22 protein-coding genes and 1 pseudogene are annotated in these 24,953 nt (G+C 67.9%); 9 read left to right on the forward strand and 14 right to left on the reverse strand.

Annotated elements, in window-relative coordinates; translation table 11 throughout:
- Positions 1 to 2: 2 nt before the first annotated feature.
- The 4 genes from ipdE2 to fadD3 are packed head-to-tail and all read right to left on the reverse strand — an operon-like array spanning position 3 to position 4,567.
- Positions 3 to 950 (reverse strand): acyl-CoA dehydrogenase IpdE2, encoded by a 948-nt coding sequence (ipdE2, locus tag A7U43_RS06725; RefSeq protein WP_067992608.1) that lies wholly within the window; start codon positions 948 to 950, stop codon positions 3 to 5.
- A gap of 2 nt (positions 951 to 952) precedes the next feature.
- Positions 953 to 1,906, reverse strand: coding sequence for an acyl-CoA dehydrogenase family protein (locus tag A7U43_RS06730; protein WP_067992610.1), 954 nt, complete (start codon positions 1,904 to 1,906; stop codon positions 953 to 955).
- Positions 1,903 to 3,036 (reverse strand): acyl-CoA dehydrogenase family protein, encoded by a 1,134-nt coding sequence (locus A7U43_RS06735; RefSeq protein ID WP_067992613.1) that lies wholly within the window; start codon positions 3,034 to 3,036, stop codon positions 1,903 to 1,905. The genes A7U43_RS06730 and A7U43_RS06735 overlap by 4 nt, the downstream gene beginning before the upstream one ends.
- A gap of 1 nt (position 3,037) precedes the next feature.
- A complete protein-coding gene (gene fadD3 / locus A7U43_RS06740; protein ID WP_067992616.1) occupies positions 3,038 to 4,567 on the reverse strand; it encodes a 3-((3aS,4S,7aS)-7a-methyl-1,5-dioxo-octahydro-1H-inden-4-yl)propanoate--CoA ligase FadD3 in 1,530 nt (509 codons plus the stop codon).
- 47 nt (positions 4,568 to 4,614) lie between these two features.
- Here fadD3 and ipdE1 point away from each other — a divergent pair, with 47 nt between their 5' ends.
- The 8 genes and pseudogenes from ipdE1 to fadA6 all read left to right on the forward strand — a co-directional run bounded on the left by ipdE1 (position 4,615) and on the right by fadA6 (position 12,417).
- Positions 4,615 to 5,763 (forward strand): acyl-CoA dehydrogenase IpdE1, encoded by a 1,149-nt coding sequence (gene ipdE1, locus A7U43_RS06745; RefSeq protein WP_067992619.1) that lies wholly within the window; start codon positions 4,615 to 4,617, stop codon positions 5,761 to 5,763.
- A complete protein-coding gene (gene ipdF / locus A7U43_RS06750) occupies positions 5,760 to 6,551 on the forward strand; it encodes a (5R,7aS)-5-hydroxy-7a-methyl-1-oxo-2,3,5,6,7,7a-hexahydro-1H-indene-carboxyl-CoA reductase (RefSeq protein WP_067992621.1) in 792 nt (263 codons plus the stop codon). Before ipdE1 ends, ipdF begins: the two co-directional genes overlap by 4 nt.
- Positions 6,552 to 6,629: 78 nt before the next feature.
- Positions 6,630 to 7,296, forward strand: a pseudogene (locus A7U43_RS06755) (response regulator transcription factor).
- 5 nt (positions 7,297 to 7,301) lie between these two features.
- Positions 7,302 to 8,285: a HAMP domain-containing sensor histidine kinase gene (locus A7U43_RS06760; protein ID WP_418287686.1), complete on the forward strand. Its 984-nt coding sequence runs from the start codon at positions 7,302 to 7,304 to the stop codon at positions 8,283 to 8,285.
- Positions 8,282 to 9,799: a DUF4153 domain-containing protein gene (locus A7U43_RS06765; protein WP_067992627.1), complete on the forward strand. Its 1,518-nt coding sequence runs from the start codon at positions 8,282 to 8,284 to the stop codon at positions 9,797 to 9,799. Before A7U43_RS06760 ends, A7U43_RS06765 begins: the two co-directional genes overlap by 4 nt.
- A 79-nt stretch (positions 9,800 to 9,878) precedes the next feature.
- Positions 9,879 to 10,625, forward strand: coding sequence for an SAM-dependent methyltransferase (locus tag A7U43_RS06770; protein ID WP_068002059.1), 747 nt, complete (start codon positions 9,879 to 9,881; stop codon positions 10,623 to 10,625).
- Positions 10,626 to 10,669: 44 nt separating this feature from the next.
- Positions 10,670 to 11,263 (forward strand): TetR/AcrR family transcriptional regulator, encoded by a 594-nt coding sequence (locus tag A7U43_RS06775; RefSeq protein WP_067992630.1) that lies wholly within the window; start codon positions 10,670 to 10,672, stop codon positions 11,261 to 11,263.
- Complete coding sequence (gene fadA6 / locus A7U43_RS06780) at positions 11,260 to 12,417, forward strand: steroid 3-ketoacyl-CoA thiolase FadA6 (protein WP_067992632.1); 1,158 nt, start codon at positions 11,260 to 11,262, stop codon at positions 12,415 to 12,417. Before A7U43_RS06775 ends, fadA6 begins: the two co-directional genes overlap by 4 nt.
- Here the strand turns inward: fadA6 and A7U43_RS06785 are convergent.
- Both A7U43_RS06785 and A7U43_RS06790 read right to left on the reverse strand, forming a co-directional pair.
- Positions 12,414 to 15,116, reverse strand: coding sequence for a molybdopterin-dependent oxidoreductase (locus tag A7U43_RS06785; protein WP_067992635.1), 2,703 nt, complete (start codon positions 15,114 to 15,116; stop codon positions 12,414 to 12,416). The two genes, fadA6 and A7U43_RS06785, sit on opposite strands and share 4 nt — an antisense overlap.
- Positions 15,113 to 15,928, reverse strand: coding sequence for an FAD binding domain-containing protein (locus tag A7U43_RS06790; protein ID WP_067992638.1), 816 nt, complete (start codon positions 15,926 to 15,928; stop codon positions 15,113 to 15,115). Before A7U43_RS06790 ends, A7U43_RS06785 begins: the two co-directional genes overlap by 4 nt.
- Positions 15,929 to 16,013: 85 nt before the next feature.
- Between A7U43_RS06790 and A7U43_RS06795 the strand changes: the two genes are divergently transcribed.
- Positions 16,014 to 17,363: a guanine deaminase gene (locus A7U43_RS06795; RefSeq protein WP_067992641.1), complete on the forward strand. Its 1,350-nt coding sequence runs from the start codon at positions 16,014 to 16,016 to the stop codon at positions 17,361 to 17,363.
- Here A7U43_RS06795 and hpxO read toward each other — a convergent pair.
- The 8 genes from hpxO to A7U43_RS06835 all read right to left on the reverse strand — a co-directional run bounded on the left by hpxO (position 17,347) and on the right by A7U43_RS06835 (position 24,944).
- Positions 17,347 to 18,513, reverse strand: a complete 1,167-nt coding sequence (gene hpxO, locus A7U43_RS06800; protein WP_067992644.1) for an FAD-dependent urate hydroxylase HpxO — start codon at positions 18,511 to 18,513, stop codon at positions 17,347 to 17,349. The genes A7U43_RS06795 and hpxO overlap by 17 nt on opposite strands.
- Positions 18,514 to 18,515: 2 nt before the next feature.
- Positions 18,516 to 18,833, reverse strand: a complete 318-nt coding sequence (gene uraH, locus A7U43_RS06805) for a hydroxyisourate hydrolase (protein ID WP_068002062.1) — start codon at positions 18,831 to 18,833, stop codon at positions 18,516 to 18,518.
- Positions 18,834 to 18,841: 8 nt separating this feature from the next.
- Positions 18,842 to 19,288 (reverse strand): 2-oxo-4-hydroxy-4-carboxy-5-ureidoimidazoline decarboxylase, encoded by a 447-nt coding sequence (gene uraD / locus A7U43_RS06810; RefSeq protein ID WP_068002067.1) that lies wholly within the window; start codon positions 19,286 to 19,288, stop codon positions 18,842 to 18,844.
- Between the two features lie 47 nt (positions 19,289 to 19,335).
- Entirely contained in the window at positions 19,336 to 21,237 is a 1,902-nt protein-coding gene (locus tag A7U43_RS06815) for a solute carrier family 23 protein (RefSeq protein WP_068002065.1), read from the reverse strand.
- A 71-nt stretch (positions 21,238 to 21,308) separates the two neighbouring features.
- The gene (locus tag A7U43_RS06820) at positions 21,309 to 22,388 is read right to left on the reverse strand and encodes an alanine racemase (RefSeq protein WP_067992647.1); all 1,080 of its coding nucleotides are present in this window, start codon (positions 22,386 to 22,388) and stop codon (positions 21,309 to 21,311) included.
- 8 nt (positions 22,389 to 22,396) lie between these two features.
- Complete coding sequence (locus A7U43_RS06825) at positions 22,397 to 23,509, reverse strand: NDMA-dependent alcohol dehydrogenase (RefSeq protein WP_067992648.1); 1,113 nt, start codon at positions 23,507 to 23,509, stop codon at positions 22,397 to 22,399.
- Between the two features lie 80 nt (positions 23,510 to 23,589).
- The gene (locus A7U43_RS06830) at positions 23,590 to 24,324 is read right to left on the reverse strand and encodes a hypothetical protein (protein WP_067992650.1); all 735 of its coding nucleotides are present in this window, start codon (positions 24,322 to 24,324) and stop codon (positions 23,590 to 23,592) included.
- A complete protein-coding gene (locus tag A7U43_RS06835; RefSeq protein ID WP_067992651.1) occupies positions 24,321 to 24,944 on the reverse strand; it encodes a SatD family protein in 624 nt (207 codons plus the stop codon). Before A7U43_RS06835 ends, A7U43_RS06830 begins: the two co-directional genes overlap by 4 nt.
- Positions 24,945 to 24,953 lie beyond the last annotated feature (9 nt).

The following is a 24,953-nucleotide window of genomic DNA, read 5'->3' on the forward strand; positions in this document are numbered from 1 at the left end:
GGCTAGTCCGCGGACTGGAAAACCTCGGCCTCCAGGCGGCGCAGATGCTGCCGCGGCGGGCCGAGCAGCTGTGCGCTGCCGTGCGCCCGTTTGAAGTACAGCTGGATATCGTGTTCCCAGGTGATGGCGATGCCGCCGTGCATCTGGACCGCCTCGCCGACGACATCGGTCAACGCCTCGCTGGCGAAAACTCGCGCCAGCGCCGCCGACACCGCCGACGGTTCGGCGATCGCCTCGTAGATGACCGCGCGTGCGGACTGCACCTTCACGTACAGATCGGCCATCCGGTGCTTGAGTGCCTGGAAACTGCCGATCGGCCGGCCGAACTGCACCCTGTCCTTGGTGTAGGCCACCGTCAGGTCCAGGGCGCGCGTCGCCGCGCCGATCTGTTCGGCGGCCATCAGCAGTGCCGCGGTGTCGGCCAGACCGGGATCGCCGCCCAGCGGGGTGGTCTCATCCGGGGTGACCTGTGCGAGTCGGCGGGTGAGGTCCATGGTGCTCTTGGCGTGTGCGGTGAAGGTGTTCCACCGGGTGAGGTCCGTGCCGTCGGCGGCGATCACCACATCGGCGATGTCCCCGTTGATGACGTATTCCGGATCGAAGACCACCGTCCCGATCGAGACCCCTTCGGCCAGCGCCTCCAGCGGCTCGTGGTCCTCGGCGCTCAGCAGCGCCAACTCGGCGAGTGTCGTGCCCAGCAGCGGGGTGGGCACCAGGGCCTTGCCGAGTTCTTCCAGCACCACCGCGGCATCGGCGAGCGTGCCGCCGGCTCCTCCGAGATCTTCGGGCACCACCAGCGCTGCGGCGCCCACCTGTTCACACAGCAGCTTCCACAGTGCCTCGTCGTAGCCCCGATCGGATTCCATCGCGCGGCGCACGGCCTCGGGGTTGGCATGCTTGTCGACCAGGGCGGCGACGGTGGAGCGCAGCAGTTCGCGTTCTTCACTCATGCTTACAGGACCTCCAGCAGTCGGCGACGGTGCAGAGTCGGGTCGCCCCAGGCCGAGCGCAACGCCTGCACCCGCAGCAGCAGCAGGGACAGGTCGTGCTCCTGGGTGAAGCCGATGGCGCCGTGGGTTTGCAATGACGAGCGGGCCGACAGCAGTGCGGCATCGGCGGCGGCGACCTTGGCGGCGCTGACATCGCGGGCGGTGTCGGGTGCGGAGTCGGCGAGCGCGAGCGCCGCCCCGTACACCAGCGGGCGGGCCAGCTCGAGCGCGATGTGCACATCGGCCAGCTTGTGTTTGATCGACTGGTAGGAGCCGATGACGCGGCCGAACTGGGTGCGCTGTTTGGCGTAGGCGACCGACTGGTCGAGCATGGCCTGCCCCGCGCCGATGAGCTGCGCGGCGGTGCCCAACACCCCGAATTCGTAGGCGCGTGCCGTGTCGGCGTTGCGAGTGGCCCCGGGAGCGCTGACCTCGAACAGTTTCCGCGCCGGATCCACCGAGTCATGTGCCGCACCGGCGACGGCGTCGGCCACCTGACCGTCCCCGGCGAGCAGCACCAGATCGGCGAAATCGGCGTTCACGGCGTACGGAACCTGCGGCGGCAGTGCGACGGTCGCGATCGACTCGCCTGATGCCAGTGCCGCGGATCGTTCGTCATCGCCGAGCAGCAGCGGCGCCACCACGACGGATTCGGTGACCGGTCCGGGCACCGCCCAGTAGCCGAGCCGTTCCAGGGCGACCACCGCATCGACCGGGTGCGCGTCGATACCGTCGAACTTCTCGGCCACCAGCAGCGCGGTGACGCCCAGCTCGGCGAGTTGGTTCCAGACCTTGCGACCGGGTGCGGTGTCGCCGTCGGCCCAGGCGCGGACGGCCGCCGGTACGTTGGCCGCGCCCAGCGCGGCGTCGATGCTGGACGCGAAATCGCGCTGCTGTTCGTCGATCTCGAAGTTCATGACTTGGGTTCTTTCGGCAGGCCCAGCAGGCGCTCGGCAATGATGTTGCGCTGAATCTCGTTGGTACCGGCATAGATCGGGCCGCCGAGGGCGAACAGCAGGCCCTCGGTCCAGTCATCCACGATCTCGGCGTCGGCGCCCCGCAGGTCCAGGGCGGTCTGGTGCAGGGCAACGTCCAGTTCGGACCAGAACACCTTGGTCACCGAGGATTCGGCGCCCAGTTCACCGCCGCGGGCCAGCCGGGTGACGGTGCCGAAGGTGTGCAGCCGGTACGCCTGTGCCTTGATCCAGGCATCGGCCACGCGGTCGGTGAACACCGGATCCGGATCGGATTTCCACCGGGCGACCAGCCGCTCGGCCGGCGCCAGGAAGCGGGCCGGGCTGCGCAGCGACATGCCGCGCTCATTGCTCGAGGTGCTCATCGCCGCGCGCCAGCCCTCGTTGACCTCACCGATGACGTCCTCATCCGGCACGAACACGTCATCGAGGAAGACTTCGCCGAATCCGGTGTCCCCGCCGAGTTGCGCGATCGGGCGCACGGTCACACCGTCGGCCAACAGATCGAACATGAAATAGGTCAGACCCTTGTGCCGCTGCGCGGCGGGGTCGGACCGGAACAGCCCAAAGCCACGTTCCCCGAACGGGGCCCGTGAGCTCCAGATCTTCTGGCCGTTGAGCTTCCAGCCGCCGTCGACTCTGGTGGCGGTCGAGCGCAGCGAGGCCAGGTCGCTACCGGACTCCGGCTCCGACCAGGCCTGCGCCCAGATCTCCTCGCCGCTGGCCATCTTCGGCAACACCCGGTCCAGTTGTTCCTTGGTGCCGTGCGCGAACAGTGTGGGCGCCAGCATCGAGGTGCCGTTGGCGCTGGCCCGTCCGGGCGCGCCGGCGCGGAAGTACTCCTCCTCGAACGCCACCCACTGCAGCAGGGTGGCGTCCCGGCCGCCGTACTCCTCGGGCCACGCGATCACCGACAGTCCGGCGTCGAAGAGCACCTTGTCCCAGCGGCGGTGCTGCTCGAAGCCCTCCCGGGTGTCGTAGGACTTCGTCGGGAAGTGGTGCCGGTTGGCGTCGAGGAAGTCGCGGACCTCGGCCCGGAAATCCTCGGTGCCTTCGTCGAAATTCAGGTCCACATCAGGGCCTTCCGTCGATCTCACGCAGCTGTGGTTTGACCACTTTGCCTCCTGGGTTTCGCGGCAGAATGTCGAGGAAGGCCACCGATCGGGGGACCTTGAAGTTCGCCAGATGCTCACGCGTGTAGGCGATCACCGTCGCCTCATCGAGCTGGGCGCCGTCTTTGACGACGACGAACGCCTTGCCGACCTCACCGAGTCGGTGATCGGGAACCCCGATCACCGCGGCCTCGGCCACCCCGTCGAGGCGGGCGAGAACCTGCTCGACCTCGGCCGGGTACACGTTGAACCCGCCGCAGATGTACATATCCTTCAGCCGGTCGGTGATGGTGAGATTGCCGGCCGTGTCCAGGGTGCCGATATCGCCGGTGTGCAGCCAACCCTCGCCGTCGATGGCCGCCGCGGTGGCTTCGGGGTCGTCGAGATAGCCGAGCATGACGTTCGGACCGCGTAGCAGCACCTCGCCCGAGTCATCCAGGCGCAGTTCGAAATCCGCGATCGGACGGCCGCAGGTCGTGGCCACCGTGATGGCGTCGTCGTCGGCGCTGCACATGGTGCCGAAGCCGGCGGCTTCGGTCAGGCCGTAGGCGGTCAGCACGATGTCGATGTCCAGCTCGGACTGCATCCGCTCGATCAGCACCACCGGCACCACCGCCGCACCGGTGACAGCGAACCGCAGCGAGGTCAGGTCGTAGTCGGCGCGGCGGGGATGGTCCAGCAGCGTCTGGTAGATGGTCGGCGGTCCGGGGAGCACCGTGATCTGGTGCTCGGCAACGGCTTTCATTGCATGCTCGGGATCGAAGGTGAGGAGCGGGTACAGCGTCGCGCCGGTCTGCAGGCAGGCCAGGATCCCGGCCTTGTAGCCGAAGTTGTGGAAGAACGGATTGATGCACAGGTAGCGGTCGGCGCTGGTGAGTTGTCCACACGCCGCCCACGCCGCCGAGGCGTCCAGTGACTGCCGGTGCGCGCAGCGCACACCCTTGCTGCGGCCGGTGGTGCCGGAGGTGAACAGGATGTCGGAGACGTCGTCGGGGGAGACCGCTGCGGAGCGGGCGTCGACTGCATCCAGGTCGGTGCCGCGGGCGACGAACTCATCCCAGGTCCCGTCCTGGGCGTCGATCGGCACCCGCACGATATGGCGCAGCGCAGGCAGTGCGGAACGGTCGAGTTGGGCGGTGCGGTCGGCGCCGAGGAACTCGCCCGCCGCGATCAGCAGGGGGGTCTGGGTGCGCGCGAGGATGTCGGCGGCCTCGGTGGCGGTGTAGCGGGTGTTCAGTGGGACGACGACGGCGCCGGCGTAGTGGGTGGCCAGTGCGGCCACCACCCAGTGCCAGGTGTTCGGGCACCAGATGGCGACCCGGTCACCGGCGGCGACGCCCAGGTCGATCATGGCCGCCGCGGCCCGTCGTACTTCCTCGCGCAACTGGCCGTAGGTGAGGCGTTTATCGGGCGTGACCAGGGCGTCATGCTCGGCTAGCTGTGCGGCAATCCGGTCCAGTACCGCTGGAACGGTTCGCGTTGCGCTCGTCATTGACGCTCCTCTAACAAAGCAAGTGCTTGGTAGGTTAGCCTACAAGGGTGATAGAGGTCGAGGACTTCCGGGCCGAGGTCCGGCAATGGCTCGCCGATAATCTCGTCGGCGAATATGCAGCGCTCAAGGGTCTCGGAGGCCCCGGTCGTGAGCATGAGGCATTCGAAGAACGGCGTGCGTGGAACCAGCATCTGGCGGCCGCCGGACTGACCTGCCTGGGCTGGCCGGAGGAGCACGGCGGCCGGGGCCTCACCGTCGCGCACCGGGTCGCGTTCTACGAGGAGTACGCCAAGGCCGACGCCCCGGACAAGGTGAACCACTTCGGTGAGGAACTGCTCGGCCCGACGCTCATCGCGTACGGCACCCCGGAACAACAGCAACGCTTCCTGCCCGGCATCCTTGATGTCACCGAGCTGTGGAGCCAGGGTTACTCCGAACCCGGCGCCGGCAGCGACCTCGCCAACGTCTCCACCTCCGCCGAATTGGTCGGCGATGAGTGGGTGATCAATGGCCAGAAGGTGTGGACCTCACTGGCGCACTGGGCGCAATGGTGCTTCGTGGTCGCCCGCAGTGAAAAGGGCTCCAAACGGCACGCCGGGCTGTCCTTCCTGCTGGTGCCGCTCGACCAGCCCGGTGTGCAGATCCGGCCGATCATCCAGCTCACCGGCGACTCCGAGTTCAACGAGGTGTTCTTCGAGGACGCACACACCGAAGCATCCCTGGTGGTCGGCGAGCCCGGGGACGGCTGGCGGGTGGCCATGGGGCTGCTCACCTTCGAGCGTGGCGTGTCCACCCTGGGGCAGCAGATCCGCTATGCGCGTGAGCATTCCAACCTCGTGGAGCTGGCGGAGCGAACCGGCGCCGCCGACGATCCGTTGATCCGCGAACGGCTCACCCGATCCTGGACCGGGCTCAAAGCCATGCGGTCCTACTCGCTGGCGACCATGGACGTCGAGCAGCCCGGGCAAGATAATGTGTCGAAACTGTTGTGGGCCAACTGGCATCGCGAACTCGGCGAGATCGCCATGGACGTGCAGGGCATGGCGGGGCTGACGCTGGACAACCAAGAATTCGACGAGTGGCAGCGGCTCTACCTGTTCTCCCGTTCGGACACCATCTACGGCGGATCCAACGAGATCCAGCGCAACATCATCGCCGAGCGGGTGCTCGGCCTACCCCGAGAGGTGAAGGGATGACTGATCTTTCAGTCGCGCCACAGGAGATCGAGGGCCACGGGCTGCTGACGGGCAAGGTGGTCCTGGTGACCGCGGCCGCCGGTACCGGCATCGGATCGACGACAGCGCGCCGGGCCCTGCTGGAAGGGGCCGACGTCGTCATCTCCGACTTCCACGAGCGACGCCTGAACGAGACCCGCGAGCAGCTGACCGCGCTCGGATCGGGCAAGGTCGACGCGGTGGTCTGCGATGTGACCTCCACCGAGGCGGTCGACAACCTCATCACCGAGGCCGTGGCCACGGCCGGCCGCATCGACGTACTGGTCAACAACGCCGGCCTGGGCGGACAGACCGCGGTGATCGACATGACCGACGACGAATGGGACCGCGTCGTCAATGTCACGCTGACCTCTGTCATGCGTGCCACCCGCGCCGCGCTGCGCTACTTCCGGGACGTCGAACATGGCGGCGTCATCGTCAACAATGCCAGCGTCCTGGGTTGGCGCGCGCAGCACTCACAATCGCACTACGCCGCGGCCAAGGCCGGCGTGATGGCATTGACCCGCTGCAGCGCAATCGAAGCCGTCGAGTTCGGGGTCCGCATCAACGCGGTGTCGCCGAGCATCGCCCGGCACAAGTTCCTGGAGAAGACCTCATCGTCGGAGTTGCTCGACCGGCTGGCCGGTGACGAGGCATTCGGGCGGGCGGCCGAGCCGTGGGAGGTCGCGGCCACCATCGCGTTCCTGGCCAGCGACTACTCCAGCTACCTGACCGGTGAAGTGATCTCGGTGTCCAGCCAGCGGGCCTGACGTCGCGCGAGCGGTTCTGCACAGAACCTTCACAAACGCTGCCCGAAGACGCCACAACCTGGACCTACAGTCGAGGGTGTGAAGCGAATCCTGGTGGTCGACGACGAGCCGACCATCCTGGCCGCGGTGGCCGACCGGTTGCGCGCCGAGTCGTTCACCGTGGACACCGCGGTGGACGGCCCTTCCGCGGTGTCCGTCGCCGCGGCCACCACCCCGGATCTGGTGGTCCTCGATGTCATGCTGCCGGGGTTCGACGGCTTGGAGGTGTGCCGCCGGATCCAGGCCGACCGGGCAGTCCCGGTGCTGATGCTGACCGCCCGTAGCGACGAGACCGACATGCTCATCGGCCTCGGCATCGGCGCCGACGACTATCTGACCAAGCCGTTCAGCATGCGGGAACTGGTGGCCCGGGTGCGGGTGTTGTTGCGCAGGATGGACCGGACCGCCGGACCGCAGCCCCTGGCGGTCGGCGGGTACCGGATCGACCCGCGGGAGCGGCGGGTCCACCATGGCGACCACGAGATCTACCTGACCCGCACCGAGTTCGACCTGCTTGATGTTCCTGGCGGGACGGCCCCGTGCGGCGGTCGCCCGGGAGACGCTGCTCGAGCACGTGTGGGGATGGGGCTCGGGGGTGGAGAGCCGTACGGTCGACAGCCACGTGAAGGCGCTGCGCCGCAAGCTCGGATCCGACCTGATCCGCACGGTGCACGGGGTGGGCTACGCCCTTGAGGTCCCGAAGTGACCGCGGTGTCCTGGTGGGACCGGTTGCCGAGACCGCTGGACCCGCTCCGGTCATTCAAGGTCAAGACCGGTCTGCTGGTCGGCAGTGCGATCACGCTGGCCGCGTTCACCTTCTGGATCGGCGCCAGCTGGCAGTTCCGCTGGGCGCTGCTGGCGGCGCTGACCACCTCGGTGCTCTTCGTCGGGTTCCTCGCCCACGGGATGACCTCCCCGCTGCGTCAGATGACCTCCGCGGCACGGTCGATGGCCCGCGGTGACTACAGCATCCGGGTGCGTGCCACCTCCCGTGACGAGGTCGGCCAGCTGGCGGATGCCTTCAACCAGATGGCCGCGGATCTGGGTGCCGCCGACGAGTATCGGCGCGGCCTGATCGGCAACGTCTCCCATGAATTGCGGACGCCGATCACCGCGTTGCGGGCGGTGCTGGAGAACATGGTCGACGGTGTCGCCGAACCGGATCCGCAGGCATTGCGGACCGCGCTGAAACAGACCGAACGCCTCGGTGAGTTGGTGACCGACCTGCTCGATCTGTCCCGCGTCGAGGGCGGCGCCATCGCCCTGCGGCTCGGCCGGTTCGGGGTCCGGGACTTCCTGGAGGACGCCCTCGAGCACCCGGCGGTCCACATCACGGTCGAGCCTGCGGACCTGACCGCGGTGGCCGACCAGGCGCGGCTGCGGCAAGTGGTGGTGAACCTGGTGGACAACGCTGTGCGACACAGCCCGCCGGGAGGTCGGGTCACCGTCCGGGCACGCGCCGGATCGGGTTTGCTGCTGGATGTCGGTGACGACGGACCCGGTATCCCGGCACGTGAGCGGCAGCGGGTGTTCGAGCGCTTCACCCGTGGCGCGACATCGGACGGCGGCACCGGACTTGGGCTGGCGATTGCCCGCTGGGCCGTCGAATTGCACGGCGGCACAATCGAAGTGCTCGACACTTCGGACGGATGCCAGATCAGCGTCTGGATTCCGGAACTGGAGGAGAGCGTATGACGATCACCGCACCTGGCGTGCCGCCGATCCCGCCGTTGATGGGGCCCGCGCTACCCCGGCACGGCGAGCCCGGATTCTCGGTGTGGCCGCGTCGCGTCTGGCCGCTCGACCCGGTGGCGGCCGCACCGCAACGGTTCGTCGCGTTCGCCTTGATCGCCGGGTTGGTCGGCACCACGGTGTGGCGGCCGACCGAGCTCAGCATCGGCTATCCACTGGTCGGGGTGCTGGTCTTCGCCGTCGTGTACGGCACCGCCGGGCGCCGCCCGCGCCGCTTCGAGGTGCTCGGTATCGCGATGACCCTGGCGCTGTTGACGGTTCCGGCGCTGCTGGCGTCCCCGTGGCTCGGGCAGGTGTGTGTGGCCGCGGCCTGGGTGACCGGCTGGCACACCCTGTTCGGCGGCCGTAGTTGGACCGCGTTGGTGGCGGGTGGGTTCCTGCCCTGGCTGTTACCGGCCCGATCCGTGGGCTGGGCCGGGCGCAGCCTGCCGCGGCGGGTGCATGCGCCCAGCGTGGGCCGAGTCGCGATCGTCGGCGCGGCCACCGTCGTGCTGGTGCTGGTGTTCGGGGGGCTGTTCGCCTCGGCCGACCCCGCGTTCGGGCGGCTGGCGGACACCCTGGTCCCGTCCTTCGATCTGGGGGATGTGTTCTCCAGGGCCACGGTGTTCGCGCTGGTGTTGTTCTTCGTGTTCGGCGGTGGCTATCTGGTGCGTTTCCCGCCGGCGCTGGACGCCGCCGCCCCCGCCCGGCGCACGTCGGTGCCGCCGTGGGAATGGGCGCTCCCGCTGGCGGTGCTGGATGCGCTGTTCATCGCGTTCGTCGCGGTGCAGGCGGCGGTCCTGTTCGGCGGTCACCACCATGTGCTTGAGACCGAGGGGCTGACCTACGCCGAGTACGCGCGGCAGGGTTTCTGGCAGCTGCTGTGGGTATCGGGGCTGGCGTTGCTCGTGCTGGCCGTGATCATTCGGGTCGCAGATACCGGTCGGGACCGGCGTCTGCTCCGGGCGCTCGCCGGAACCCTCTGTCTCACATCGATTGTCGTGGTCGCCTCCGCGATCATGCGGATGTGGGTCTATCAACAGGCCTACGGTTTCAGTACCGAGCGACTGTTGGTGATCACCATCGAGCTGTGGCTGGGCGCGGTGTTCGTCATGGTGGCGTTGGCCGGTGTGCGCATGACGGCGGGGTGGCTGCCGCGCGCGGTGCTGGTCGCCGGAATCGTTGCACTGCTCGGATTGGCGGGCCTGAATCCCGAACGACTGATCGCCGATCGCAATATCGACCGGTTCGAACGCACCGGCCAGCTCGATGCAAAGTACCTGTCGGGCCTGTCCTCCGATATCGATCCGGCCCTGCAGCGGCTGCCCATGTCTGTGCGCCAGTGTGTGCACCGGGCGGCGCGGGAGCGCGGCGGGTGGTACGTGTTCAACCTGTCCCGGTCCCGCGCGGCCGAATACCGGTATCAGGCCGATCTGCCCGCAGTGTGCGAGCCCTACTGGCCCGGTTTCTATCGCTGAGGAATTCGCTGGCGGTGCGGACCCGTGGGCGAGTACCTTCGCGGTGCCGCAACACGGCACGACCGACAGGAGCGAACCGGTGGATCTGCCACGCGTCTTCACCATTCGGGAGAGCAGTCACCGCATCCACAACCCGTTCACCGCGGCGAAGCTCGCCGAGCTCGGGTGCGCGCTGCACCTGGTACCCGGGACCCGGGTGCTCGATCTTGCCAGTGGTTCGGGCGAGATGCTGTGCACCTGGGCCCGCGACCACGGCGTCACCGGGACCGGCGTGGATATCAGCGTCGAGTTCACTGCCAAGGCTCGCGACCGAGCCGCCGAACTCGGTGTCGCAGAACAGGTCACGTTCGTCCACGGCGACGCGTCCGGGTTCGTGACCGAGGACCTGGTGGATCTTGCCGCGTGCGTCGGCGCCACCTGGATCGGTCCCGGTGTGGCCGGTACCGTCGAACTGCTCGACCGCAGCCTCCGACCCGGTGGCCTGATGCTGATCGGAGAGCCGTACTGGCGCCGCGAGGTGCCCGACGATGAGGTTGCCAAGGCCTGCCAGGCCGGCGGCAAGGCGGACTTCGGGCTCCTGCCGGAGCTGGTCGGACGCTTCGGCGAGCTCGGGTATGACGTCGTCGAGATGGTGCTGGCGGACCAGGACAGTTGGGACCGCTACCAGGCGGCGCAGTGGCTCAATATGCGTCGCTGGCTCGATGCTCATCCCGATGACGAACTGGCTGCCGAGATCCGTGCCCAACTCAGTGCCGAACCGATGCGCTACACGCGCTACCAACGTGAGTACCTGGGGTGGGGTGTGTTCGCGCTGATGCGCCGGTGAGACTCCCGCTTACCTAGCAAGTGCTTGGTTGGTACGCTGTGGGAATGACGCAGCCGGCCAGTCGCCGCGACGAGCTCCTACAGCTCGCCGCGACGATGTTCGCCGAGCGTGGCCTCAAGTCCACCACGGTCCGCGATATCGCGGACTCGGCGGGCATTCTGTCGGGCAGCCTGTATCACCATTTCAAATCCAAAGAGCAGATGGTGGAAGAGGTTCTCAAGGACTTCCTGGACTGGCTGTTCGAGCGGTACCAGCAGATAGTTGCCACCGAGACCGGTCCTCTCGACAAGGTCAAGGGGCTGTTCATGGCGTCCTTCGAGGCCATCGAATACCGGCACGCCCAGGTGGTCATCTACCAGGACGAGGCCAAACGGCTTTCGTCTCTTCCGCAGTTCGGCTTTGTCGACGACCGCAACCGCGAGCAGCGCAAGATGTGGGTGGACCTGCTGCACGAGGGCATCGCGGACGGCTCCTTCCGGCCCGACCTCGACGTCGACCTGGTCTATCGATTCATCCGTGACACCACCTGGGTGTCGGTCCGGTGGTACCAGCCGGGCGGGCCTCTCACGGCCGAGGACGTCGGCCGCCAATATCTCGCCATCGTTCTTGGCGGCATCACGACAGAGAAGGAATCATGACTGGAACATCAACGGCCTATGTCATCGACGCCGTCCGTACCGCGGTCGGCAAGCGCAACGGATCGCTGAGCGGTCTGCATCCGGTCGATCTCGGCGCTGCCGCCTGGCGGGGCCTGTTCGAGCGCACCGACCTGGACCCAGGCGCCGTCGACGATGTCATCGCCGGCTGCGTGGATGCCATCGGCGGACAGGCCGGCAATATCGCCCGGCTGTCGTGGCTGGCCGCCGGCTTCCCCGAAGAGGTGCCCGGTGTCACCGTGGACCGTCAGTGCGGGTCCAGCCAGCAGGCCATCTCGTTCGGCGCGCAGGCGATCATGTCCGGCACCGCCGATGTGATCGTCGCCGGCGGTATGCAGAACATGAGCCAGATCCCGATCAGCTCGGCGATGATCGTCGGCGAGCAGTTCGGTTTCACCTCGCCCACCAATGAGTCCAAGAGCTGGCTGCACCGCTACGGCGACCAGGAGATCTCCCAGTTCCGTGGTTCGGAGATGATCGCCGAGAAGTGGAACCTGTCCCGCGAGGACATGGAGCAGTTCGCGCTGACCAGCCATCAGCGCGCCCTGGACGCGATCCGGGCCGGGTACTTCGAGAACGAGATCATCCCGGTCGACGGTTTCGCCATCGACGAGGGCCCGCGGGAAACATCGCTGGAGAAGATGGCCGGGCTCAAGACCCTCGTCGAGGGTGGCCGGCTGACCGCCGCGATGGCCAGCCAGATCTCCGACGGTGCCAGCGCGGTGTTGCTCGCCTCCGAGGACGCGGTCAAGACGCACGGTCTGAAGCCGCGGGCCCGTATCCACCACATCAGTGCCCGCGGCGCCGACCCGGTGTTCATGCTGACCGGCCCCATCCCGGCCACCCACTACGCGCTGGAGAAGACCGGCCTGTCGATTGACGATATCGACACCGTCGAGATCAACGAGGCCTTCGCCCCGGTGGTGCAGGCCTGGCTCAAGGAGACCGGTGCCGACCCGGCGAAGGTCAATCCCAGCGGCGGCGGCATCGCGCTGGGGCATCCGTTGGGCGCCACCGGCGCCAAGCTGTTCGCCACCATGCTGAACACTCTGGAGCGCACCGGCGGCCGGTACGGACTGCAGACCATGTGTGAGGGTGGCGGCACCGCGAACGTCACCATCATCGAGCGGCTCTAGGGGGCCGGCGAGCCCAGCGCCCGCCACACCCGGGCCGGGGTCATCGGCAGCTGATACACCCGTGCCCCGCACGCCCTGGCGACGGCGTTCGCCAGGGCGGGGGCGACCGGGTTGTAGGGTGACTCGCTCATCGATTTGGCGCCCAGCGGACCGAGCTCGTCGTAGGTGTCGGCAAAGTACACCTCGGTCACCGGCACGTCCGCCAGCTGCGGAACGTGGTAGTTGCGCAGCGTCTGGGTGCCGACGGTTCCGTCCGCACCGATGTGGATCTCCTCGTACAGGGCTGAGCCGATCGCCTGTGCGACACCACCTTCGACCTGACCGCGGCATTGCTGCGGATTCATCACCACCCCGGCGTCGGCGGCCTGAATCGACTGCAGGATCCGCACCTGACCGGTCTCGGTGTTCACCGCGACGCGGAATGCCTGCACGTTGAAGGCCACCGAACGCGGTGTGCCGTCGTGCTTTCCGTGGCCGGACATGGGCACCGGTAGCGAGCCGAAATCGACCAGTTGGTCACCGCACTGCACGCCGTTGCGGTCCAGGCTGCACAGCGCCGGAGCTACCCCGGACAGCTCGGCGGCGGCGGACACCAACGCGCGCCGGAGTTCTCGGGCTGCGCGTTGGGTGGCCCGTCCGGCGACCACGGTGCCCGCCGACCCGAAAGCGCCGGTGTCATATCCGGCGGTGTCGGTGTTCGATTGACGGACCACGATCCGCTCGGTGACGGTGTTGAGCTCGTGGGCCGCCAGCTGGGTGTGCACGGTGGTGGTTCCGTTGCCGAACTCGGTGGTGCCGATGTCCAGCGTGTAGGTGCCCTCGGCGTCGACAGATACCGTCGCATCGGCGAAATGGCCTCGTGGCGGAATGGTCGCGATCATGGCCACCGCCATTCCCTCGCCGACCCGCCAACCCTCGGGCGCTGCCACACCGTTGCCTGCCCGCAGCGCGGTCTCGGCCAGGTCCAGGCACTGATCCAGCCCGTAGCTGCCGAAGGTCAGGTCGTCATCGAGCACATGGGAATCCACGAAGTCGTCACCCGGGACGATCACGTTGCGGCGCCGGAACTCGAAGGGGTCGATGTTCATCCGGTCGGCCAGTTCGTCCATCGCGGACTCGACGGCGAACATCACCTGGCCCAGCCCGTACCCGCGGAAGGCGCCGGAGGGCAGGTTGTTGGTGTACACCGACTGTGCGTCGACGCGCTTGTTCGGACTGCGGTACACCGCAACGGATTCGCCGCAGCCATGGAACATCACGCCCGGGCTGTGATTGCCGTAGGCGCCGGCGTCGACGAGCGTGTCGATGGCCAGCGCGGTGAGATGCCCCTGGGCATCGGCGGCCACGGTCACATCGACGCGGAACGGGTGCCGGCACGGGGCCACGGTGAACTGATCGGAGCGCGCGAACTCGTAGCGCACCGGTGCGCCGAGGCGCAGCACCGCCAGTGCCACCAAATCCTCGGTGAGCATCTCCTGCTTGGCGCCGAAGCCGCCGCCGACCCGCTTGGTCAACACCTGCACATCGTCGGGGCCGAGACCGAAGATGTGGCACAGCTCTTTTCGGACGAGGAAGGGCACTTGCGAGCTGGTGCGGATGACCAGACGGCCGTCCTCGTCACGCCAGCCGGTGCAGCCGTGCGTCTCCAGATGCACGTGCTGCACGCGTTGGGTCTGCCAGCGCCCCCGGACCACTGCGCCACCCGAGGATTCGGCGTCGGCGATTCCGGCCGCGATATCGCCGACCTCGCCGTGCAATTCGGCGACCAGGTTGCGAGACGGGTCCGCGATCCGTGCCTGCGGCCCCTTGTCGTCGTGCAAAAGGGGCGAACCCGCCGACCTGGCGGTCTCCGGATCGAATACCGCAGGTAATTCTTCGTAGTCGACGACTATTGCCCGGCAGGCCTTTTCGGCGACCTGGTAGCTGTCGGCGACCACCGCGGCGACGCGCTGGCCGACGAATCGCACGGTGCCGTCCAGCACGGCGGTGTCATCGGGGTCGTCATCGCGGTCCTCGTGGCGGGCCGTCGAGAACAGCACCGGTGGACTGTCCCGATGGGTCAGCACCAGGCGCACCCCGGGGATGGCCGCGGCCGCCGCGGTGTCGATCGACCGGATCCTGGCGTGGGCCAGTGGGCTGGGCAGCACCGCCATGTGCAACAACCCCGGTGGCGCATCGTCCATGGTGTATTCCTCGGTGCCGGTGACCACCCGCACCCCGGCCGGGGCGCCGATCGACCGCCCCACGTCATGAACATCGGATTTGTCGATGTTCACCACCCCGGACAGTGCATCGGTGATCGCCCGGTAGCCGGTACACCGGCACAGGTTGCCTTTCAGATGCTCGGGCAGGTCCGACAGTTGATCTGCGGTCAATGTGCTTGCCGTGGTGACCATCCCGGCGGTGCAGAAGCCGCACTGGAATCCCGCGGCCTCCACGAAACGGCGCTGCACGGGGTGCAGATCATCCGGGGTGCCCAGCCCGGACACGGTTGTCACCGGACGGCCTGCGGCCCGGTAGGCCGGGAACACGCAGGAGTGCACGGCGGCGCCGTCGACCAGCACCGCGCATGCGCCGCAGTCCCCGGCGTCGCAGCCCTTCTTGACCTCGAAATGCCCCCGCTCCCGCAGGAAGGTGCGCAAACACTGGCCGGGGCGGGGATCGTCGTCCCAGTCGGCACCGTTGACCGAGAACCTCATGCCAGCTCGGCCCGGATCTGCTCGGCGAGCGTCAGCGTCACCGCCCGGCGCCAATCCGGGTCGCCGTGGGCATCGCGGGTCAGGTCCTGCTCGGGGATCGCGCTCAACGCGGCGCGCACAGCGGAGGGGGAGGCGGTGGTGGGGAAGCGGAACACGTGTGGGCGCACCGTTGCCGCCGTCACCGAGAGTACGAAGCGGCCGTCCTCGTCCCGACGCCCGATCACGACGGCACCGGAGCGACCGAGCGGGGACGGCGCGATCTTGCGGAAAGCGGTGCGGGCCCGTAACGCGGCGGCAGGGAAGTGCAGGGACCGAAGCACCTCGCCGGGCTCCAGGACGTTGGTGGCCTCGCCGGTGACGAACTCGGCGACCGGCATGGTGTACCCGGAACCGTCGCCGCGCCAGACGGTGGCCGTCGCATCCAGCGCCGTGCACAACGAGATCATCGCTCCGGCGGGAAAGGACAGGCAGATGTTGCCGCCGACGGTCGCCGTGCGCCAGATCTTGAACGAGGCGAGCAGCGCGGTGCAGCACTGACGGAACAACGGGGCGGCCGACCACACCCGGGGCAAAGACCTTGACAACGTGGCGACTTCGTCGAGGGTGCAGGTCGCGGCGAGCTCGATCCCGTCCGCGGTGGTGGTGATCGGGGGCCAACCCAGGTTGGTGATGTCGACCAGTCGCGCGACGGCCGGTTGCGGTTCGGAGAACAGCCAGGTGCCGCCGGCGAGGATGGCGTCGGCGGGTCCGAGCGGCCACACCTCGTCGCGGTGGGTGGGGATGTGCACCGCCTCGACGGTGTTGAGATCCATCTATCGACCGTAGTCGCCGATCGGGCGGTGCGCAGGTCGAAGCCGTCGAACTGCGCGGTGGCTCAGACGCTGTGACAATTGACCGATGCGTGTGTACCGCGGTCATCTGCTCCATATCGGTGGTGCGCCCCGGTCCGATGACGTACAGGCCGCCCTGGTGAATGTGCCCGACGGTGCGCTGGCCGTCGATGGCTCCGGGACGATCGCCTATAGCGGTGAGTACCGCGGGCTGCCCGAGGCGGCGGCCGCCGCGGAGGTCATCGACTGCCGGCCGGGCTTTCTGTTACCCGGTTTCGTCGACACTCACCTGCACTTTCCGCAGACGCACTGTGTGGACTCCCACGGCGGCGGGCAGCTGCTGGACTGGTTGGAGCGCTGCATCTTTCCGGCGGAGTCGATGCTCGTCGACGACGAGTACGCCCGTGGCGTCGCCCGTGACTTCTGCAACCGTCGTGCTTCGGTCGGCACGACCACCGCACTCGTCTTCGGGTCGGCATTCCCGCACGCCCAGGACGCGCTGTACGAGGAATCTATCCGGTCCGGCTTGCGCACGATATCGGGTCGCGGGATCCAGACGGTCGGACCCGCGGCCGCCGGCCCGCTGCTGACCGACGATGAGACGGCAGTTGCGCTCACCCGCAACGAAATCGAACGCTGGCACGGCCGCGACGGCGGCCTCACCCAGGTCGCGGTGGTGCCCCGCTTCGCGCTCTCTGTCACCGAAGCCACGCTGCGCGCGCTGGGGGAACTCTACGACGCGGTCCGGGCCGACGGTGTCTACTTCCACACCCACCTATCGGAGAACCTCGGCGAGATCGACGCGGTACGAGCCCGATACGGTGTCCAGCACTACCTGGACACCTACGACGGGCGATGTGCCGGCGGTGGTGTGTCACTGCTGGGCCGGCGCAGCGTGTTCGCGCACGCCGTGCACTGCTCCGATCATGAATTGAGCCGACTGGCCGAGACCGGAAGCTCCATCGCGCATTGCCCGACCTCGCAGTTGTTCCTCGGGTCCGGCACCATGCCCTGGCGGCGCACCACCGACAGTGGGGTCACCGTGGCACTGGGGACCGACGTGTCGGCCGGCGACGAGTGGCTGATACCCCGGGTGCTCAACGACTGCTTCAAGGTTCACATCAGTGAGACTGGGGGACAGTCACTCTCGATCCCGCCGGCCGATCTGCTGTTCACCGCGACCCTGGCCGGTGCGCGGGCACTGGACATCGAGGACCGGATCGGCAATCTCGACGCCGGGAAGGAGGCCGATTTCGTCATCGTGGATCCGGGGCGGCAGGCCCTGCTGCCGCAACTGCTGGCGCGGATCGACCCCGCCGATGCTGACCGCGTGCTGTTCACCCTGCTCATGAACATGCGGGAAGAGGCCCTGGACGGGGTCTATGTACGGGGCCGCCGGGTCACGGGGTCGGGGTGAGTGGTCCGCCAAGGATGTTGCCGACGATGCCGCGGATGACGTTGCTGCCGTCCTCGTTTCGCAACTCTTCATACCACCGGGCGGTGGTCTCGGGGTCCTTGGCGTGCGTCACATCGCAGCGTTTGCGGGCCCGCAGCACCAGTTCACCGGCGCGCTCGGTGCGCGCGGCCTGATAGGCCGCCAGCGCGGCGTGCACGTCTGCGGGGTTGTCCTTGAACGCCCACTGCAACGCGATGGCGTCCTCCATCGCCGAACAGCCGCCCTGCCCGATATCGGGAGTGGTGTTGTGCGCCGCGTCGCCGAGCACGGCCACCCGTCCCTTCACCCAGGTGTGAAACGGGTCCAGGTCCAAGATCTCCACCCGGTTGGTGGTCAGCGGGTCCAGCTTGTCGATCAGCGTCTGCACACCGGGTGCCCAGCCGGCGAAGTGCCCGCGCAGTACCTCGCGGGCGGTCCCGCGCTCATACCGAACACCCTCGGGCTCGACGACGTCGAAGAAGAAGTAGAAGCGTCCGCCGGCCACCGGCATCACCGAGACACGTTTGCCGTCACCGACATAGGTGGTCCACTCGGTGGCGGGCCCGATCGCGTCATCGGTGTCGACCAGCCCGTTGAAGTTGACATAGCCCGCATAGCGCCGGGTCACCGGGCCGCCGAGTACGTACTCGCGGGTGAGCGAACTGGCGCCGTCCGCGCCGATGATCACGTCGGCGGTGACCGTCGTGCCGTCGGCGAAGGTCGCGGTCGCCGCATCGTCGCCGTCGGCCACGCTGACCATCTTCATGCCGAAGTTGATGTCGTCGACCCCGTAGGCCTGCATCAACATGAGCTGCAGCTCGGCGCGCGCGATCGGGTACGGACGCTGTCCGACCTGATCGATCAGCGGTTGCATGGAGAAGCGGCACATGGTCTCACCGGTATGCGCGTCGAGGTAGCTCATGGTCTCGACGATGCCGCCCAGCTTGGCCGTCTCCTCCTGCAAGCCCAGATAGTTCAGGCATTTCACACCGTTGGACCACACCGAGATGGCCGCTCCGACCGGCTTGTTCTCGGTGACCCGCTCGTAGACCGCGGTGTCGATGCCGATCTGGCGCAGGGCGATGGCGGCACTCATCCCGCCCATCCCCGCGCCGATGATCACGACCTTCACGTTCAGCTCCCTCGGTAGGTGGAGTAGGAGTAGGGGGACAGCAGCAGCGGAACGTGGTAGTGACCTGTCAGATCCGTGATCTCGAAGGCGATCACGACCTCGGGGTAGAACCCGACGATTCCTTCGGCGGCGAAGTAGCCACCGGTGTCGAAATGCAGGCGGTACACCCCGGCGGCCAGCTGGCCGCCGAGTTCGGCGATGCGCCCGTCGGCATCGGTGAGCCCGTCGGCCACCGCGGTGCCGGCGGCGGTGAGGGTGACGGCGACCCCGACGGCAGGCCGCCCGGTGGTCGCGTCGAGGACATGGGTGGACAGAGTCATGAAGCCCATCATGTCGGTTCGCTCACCATCCGCTCCAGGCGCAGCCGGTTGATCTTGGCCAGTTCGTTGCGCATGACCCGGCGTTCGGTCTCGGCATCGTTGTCGAGCCGGTCGGTCAGGATGGCGAGCAGTTCGTCGGCCGAGCGTCCGCTGGCACACACCAGGTAGACGTAGCCGAACCTGTCCTCGTACTCCCGGTTCTTCGCGGCCAGTGCGGCTTTCACCGCGTCGCCGGCATCGGCGACCCGGGCCTGCTCGCGGGCCGATGACGGGTTGTCGGCTTTGGCCCCGATGCGGGGATGCCCGTCGAGCGCGGCATCGATCTCGGCGTCGGGAAGCTCGGCGAGTACGCGGTCGGCTCGGTCGAACAACGCCTCGGTATCCCGGAACGGGGAGCCCGCCACCACCCGGCGCGCCCAAATAGTCGACGAGCACACCTCGAACAACAGATGCATCCGTTGCCGCTCGGACAGCGCGTTGAATTCCTGCAGTCCGATCGCTTTCACGAGAGTTCGTTGAGCCTGCCGAACCGCGCCGCGGCAATGGGATTGGCGTCGGCAACCAGATCGGTGAAGCGGTAGTTGGCGATCTTGGCCACCTCGATCAACGCGTACGCCTTCTCGGTGGCCGCGGAGTTGTCCATCCGCGACCAACCGTTGCGCAGCACCCGGTCGAAGCGCTCGGTCTCGCGCGCACAGATGATGAGCGGGAAGCCGAAGTGTTCGCGATAGGCGGCGGCCAATCCCACCACGTCCTGGTGATCATCTTCGTCGAGATTGCTCAACGCTACGTGATCGACGGCGAGAACCTGACCCGTTTCGTCCTCGGCGCCCAGGTCCGGGAACGCGTTGAGCAATTCGGCTTGCTGCTCCGATGAACCGGTCAGCACGGCATCCTGGAATGCCTCGCGCAGCGCCGTGGTGTCGGTGAACGGGCGTTGTTCGAAGGCGCGATCGGCAGCCCAGGTGACGTCCTGCACCACATGTCCGAACACCTCGGTGAAACGATCCCGGGTCATGGTGTTGACCTCGTCGAGGGTGATGGATCCGCCGCCGGCAACCCGAGGTCCCTTCTTGCCGAGATGGAAGAAGACGATGTTGAGCACGATGGCGGCGATGGCGCCGGTGCTGATACCGCTGCCGAAAAGGATGTCCAGGCCCGCCGGCAGCGCCGAGGAGATATCCGGGTAGGAGGTCACCAGCAGTGCCAGTGCCAGGCTGGTGGTGACGATGATGACATTGCGGTGGTCGGTGAAATCGACCTTGCCCAGCGTCTGGATGCCGACGACGGCGACGGTGGCGAACAGCGTCAGTGCCGCACCGCCGAGTACCGGGTTCGGGATGGACGCGACCACGGCGGCCACCTTGGGCAGGAAGCCGAGCAGGATCATGATCGCACCCGCCGCCGCGACCACCCATCGGCTCTTGATCCCGGTCAGCCGCACCAGGCCGACGTTCTCGGAGAACGCGGTGTAGGGGAACGAGTTGAAGATGCCGCCGATGGTGGTGGCCACCCCGTCGGCGCGCAGTACGTTGCCGATATCGGACGGGCGGACCCGCTTGCCGACGATCTCACCGGTCGCGATGGTGCTGCCGGTGGACTCCACCGCGATGATCATCATCACGATCACCATGGTGATGATGGCGACGATGTCGAACTTGGGCATACCGAAGGCGAACGGCGGCGTGAAGCCGAACATTGCGGCCTGGCCCACGCGATCGAAGTTCATGTCACCCAGCGCATATGCCACCGCGCAGCCCGCGACCAGACCCAGCAGCACGGCAATGGTGGACATGAAGCCCCGGAAGAACCGCTGGATCGCGACGATCACCGCGATGGTGCCCAGCGCGTAGAGCACCCAGCGCAGGTTGGTGGGATCGGGCTCGTGGGTGGCCGGGTTGGTCACCGCATCGAGCGCGCCGATCGGTACCAGGCACAGCCCGATGATGGTGATGAGCGTCCCGGTCACCACCGGCGGGAAGAACTTGAGCAGCCGGACGAACGCGGGTGCGATGAGGAAGGTGAAGACACCCGCGACGATCACCGCGCCGTACACGTAGAGCAGGCTCTCGGTCCCGCCGCCGTGGGCCAGCCCGATCGCGATGATCGGGGCCACCCCGGCGAATGTCACGCCCTGCAGCAGCGGCAGCCGCACACCGACGTTCTTGAACCCGACGGCCTGGATGATCGAGGCGATGCCACAGGTGAACAGGTCGGCGGTGATGAGCATGACGAGCTCTTCGCCGGTCAGCCCGAGGGCGTTCGCGATCAGGATCGGCACCAGCACCGCGCCGGCGTAGAACGCGACGACATGCTGGAAGCCGTAAGTGGCCAGCTTCGGGAGGGGAAGCACCTCGTCTACGGGGTGCACGCGCTTGCGCTGGCTCTTGGTGGGTGCCGACATGCGGACCAGAATCCGGCAGCCGTGCTGAATTCCGGTGTCGTGGGCGTTTCGGCCATGTTGCCGCCGACCGGTCAATCGAATTCCGGTCGCCAGACATCGATGATCCGGTCGCGGTCGGTGACGGCGATCTGGCGCCATCGATCGAAGACCGAGCAGGGATGCGAGATGCCCAGGTCGACGAGATCGCCGACCTGGATCCCGTCGGCACCGGTCAGCACGAGGTGGTGGTCGAAGATCGTCGCGGCGCGCGCCCGGGCGCCGAGCACGACGGGAAGCCCGGCGTCGTAGGCGAGTTCGCGTTTACCGGCACCCAGGACGGCGAGGCCCGGTTCGGGTGTGGACAGGACCGCCGCACGAACCGTGAGCGCCGCGCGCAGACCGGCGATCGGCGACACCCGCGCATAGGTGCCGTGATCGTGCGTGACATAACAGCCCGACCGCAGCACCGGCCGCACGTGGGGTGCCAGCCGCCCCAGCACGGCGACGACACGGTCGGGAAAGGCCGATCCGCCCATGGTGAACAGCGGCAGCTCGATCTCGCCGACCAGTTCATCGAGGACCGCGACGGCACGATCGATGTGCGCATCGACGGCCCCGAGGGTCACCCCGTCGCGTTCGTTGCGCTGCACCCCTTCGTATCCGCCGACCCCGGCCAGGCGCAGACCGTCGGCATGCCGGCAGCCGGCCGCGACCTCCCGGGCGGTGTGGATGTCCCGCACACCCGTGCGGGCGCCACCGGTGCCGACGTCCACGATGACGCCGAGCCGATTGCCGGTCCCGGACATCGCCCGGCGCGCACGGTCGACGCCGGCACCGGAGTCCACGAACACGTAGAGCTCGAGGTCGGGCACCGTGTCGAGCCAGCCACGTAGCCGGGCCAGGTCATGCTCGGTGACGACCTCGTTGGCGATCAGGATGCGGCGCAACCCCCAGCGCAGCGCCACGGCCGCCTGGGTCACGGTGGCCACGGTGACACCCCATGCCCCGGCAGCGATCTGGCGCTCGACGATGGGACGCGTCATCGTGGTCTTGATATGCGGGCACAGCAACCAGCCCTGCGTCAGACACCACCGCGACATCAGTGCGATGTTGTGCTCCAGCGCCGCAAGGTTTAACCGAAGCTGCGGTATCTCGTGGTCGATACCGGCCACCGTACGGCTCAGTGATCGTGCAGGATCACTCCGCGGATGTTGCGGCCGTCGCGCATGTCCTGGTAACCCTCGTTGACCTCGGCGAGTTTGTACTCGTGGGTGACGGTCTCGTCGAGCAGCAGCTTGCCCTCCCGGTACAGCGACAGCAGCCGCGGGATATCGGCGCGCGGGTTCGCCTCGCCGTACAGGCTGCCCAGCAGCCGCTTCTGGAACAGCGTGAACATCATCATGCCCAGGGTCGGGGAGTTGTCGGTCATCGAGGACAGTGCCGTCATCACCACGGCGCCGCCCTTGCGGATGATGTTGGCGGCCTCCTCCAGCATCGCGCCCTCCAGCAGGCCGACGGTCAGGATCGCCGAGTCGGCCATCACCCCCTTGGTGAGATCGGCAACCAGTGCGGTGGCCTCTTCCATGGAGGTGACGAAGTGGGTGGCGCCGAACCGGAAAGCCAAGTCCCGCTTGGCTTCCACCGGTTCGACGACGATGATCTTCTCGGCGCCCGCCAGCCGGGCGCCCTGCACTGCGCCACTGCCGATACCACCGAGGCCGATGATGACCACGGTGTCGCCGGGGGAGACATCGGCGGTGTTGACCGCCGAGCCCCAGCCGGTGGTGACGCCGCAGCCCAGCAGACAGGCCCGCGACAGCGGAATGTCGTCGTCGATCTTGACGATGGACGCCTCGGGCACGGAGCCATACTGGGAAAACGTCCCCACGAAAGCCATCGCGCCGATGTTCTGGCCGCGCGCCCGGCGCCGGTAGGTGCCGTCGACCTGGGTTCCCGCCATGATGAGTGCGCCGAGATCGCACAGGTTCTGGTGGCCGGTGGAACAGAACCGGCACCGGCCGCAGGCCGGCAGGAACGAGGCCACCACGTGATCGCCGGGGGCGAGCCCCACCACGCCGGGCCCGACCTCGCGCACGATCCCGGCGCCCTCGTGGCCGCCGATCAGGGGCAGTGGGGCGGCCAGATCGCCGGTACGGATGTGCTCGTCGGAGTGGCACAGCCCGGTGGCCTCCCAGGAGACCAGCACCTCGCCGTCACCGGGCGGATCGAGATCGATCTCCTCCACGGTCCAGTCGCCGCCGTACTCCCACAGAATCGCCGCGTTGGTCTTCATATCTGGCGAGTGTAGGAATGTGGGGCTGGCGCTGAGCCGTTTTCGCGGGGTTGCTCGTCTTCTCGCCAGGCCCCTTCTCGTCAGGCGGTGGTGGCCACTAGCGCCAGGCCGGCGAACGCGTGGATCCAGCTGGCGAAGCTCCCGACGAGAAAGTACTCGGTGACATCGTCGATACCGACCCGTCCGGCCTCGGAGTCGCGTTTGGCGCTGATCTCCGGGAACCGGATGATGCTCTTGGCGGCCACTACGGCCGTGGCCAGCGTCAGCTGTCCCGCCAGGCCCAGTCCGACGATCAGCAGCCGCTCCATCGAGCCGAGCAGCCTGCCGCCTTTGAGCTGATCCGACGGCTGTGGTTGGCCCGCGGGTTTGACCGCGCCGACCGAGGCCAGGATCAGCCGCACCACCTGGTTGGCGGTCGACACCTGCACCAGCAGGACGCCCAGCGCCATCAGGGCACGGTCGGCCGGTACCGACGCACCGACCCAGACCAGCCATCGGCCGATCAGCCCGTCGGCATCGGATCCCAACCCGGACAACAGGATCAACGTAGCGACCCCCGCCCCGAGAATCAGCAGTGGACGGGCCTGCCGGGCGCCGGTCCGGTCGGCCCGTTCGGATTCGACAAGCCACGCCGCGCCGACGGTCGAGGCGAGGGCCAACAGCGCCAGGTCGGCGGTCTGCCACATCCCCGCGAGCATGGCCCCGGTGATGAGGACACCGACGCACAACACCGGTGGCTGCCACCTGCTGCCGGCCGGACGGCGCACCATATCGCCGAGGCCGATGGCGACCAGACAGAGTGCAAGCAGGCTCATGTGATCTGCGAAAGCGATTGCGAGACCACGGCCATGAGGTCCAAGCCGTCCCGTCCGGCGCGCTGCGAGACCGCCGAGGGGCTGATCTGTTCGTCGGCGGCGAGCTGCTTTTTGGTCCGGCCCGCCATCAGGCCCCGCAGGATGCGGATGGAGCGTTCATCCAGGGATCCAAACATGTGGTCCCGACACATCAGTGCCGCGTTGACGGCCTCGACGGGCGGCCCGGTGTCGGCATCGTTGCGGTAGGTGATGCGCACCAGGGCGAGGCCGGGCTGGCGTTGTGCCTCGGCGGTCCACTCGATGGCCGCCCGTGCGGCCCACCAGCCGGGCCCGTCCTGGACACCGGTGTGCGCGTCGAGGACGTTCACCGTCCCCCAGCCGATGCCGAAGCGGACGTCGATATCCGGGGCGAGCGCCAGCCGTAGCGTCCACGCCGCCGCTAGCGCGTCGCCGACGCGTGGATAGCTGCCTTGGAACTCGTCGCCGACGGTGATCGAGGGTGGGTCGTCCGCTCCGCCGGCGACGGCCCGCAGTGCCGCGCTCAGTTCGCGGTGCAGTGCCCGGCGATCGACCGAGCGCCGCGAACCGACCACGTCACCGATGAGGGTCGCCCGTTCCATGTGAAGAGT

Source organism: Mycobacterium adipatum (assembly GCF_001644575.1).
Lineage (GTDB): Bacteria > Actinomycetota > Actinomycetes > Mycobacteriales > Mycobacteriaceae > Mycobacterium > Mycobacterium adipatum.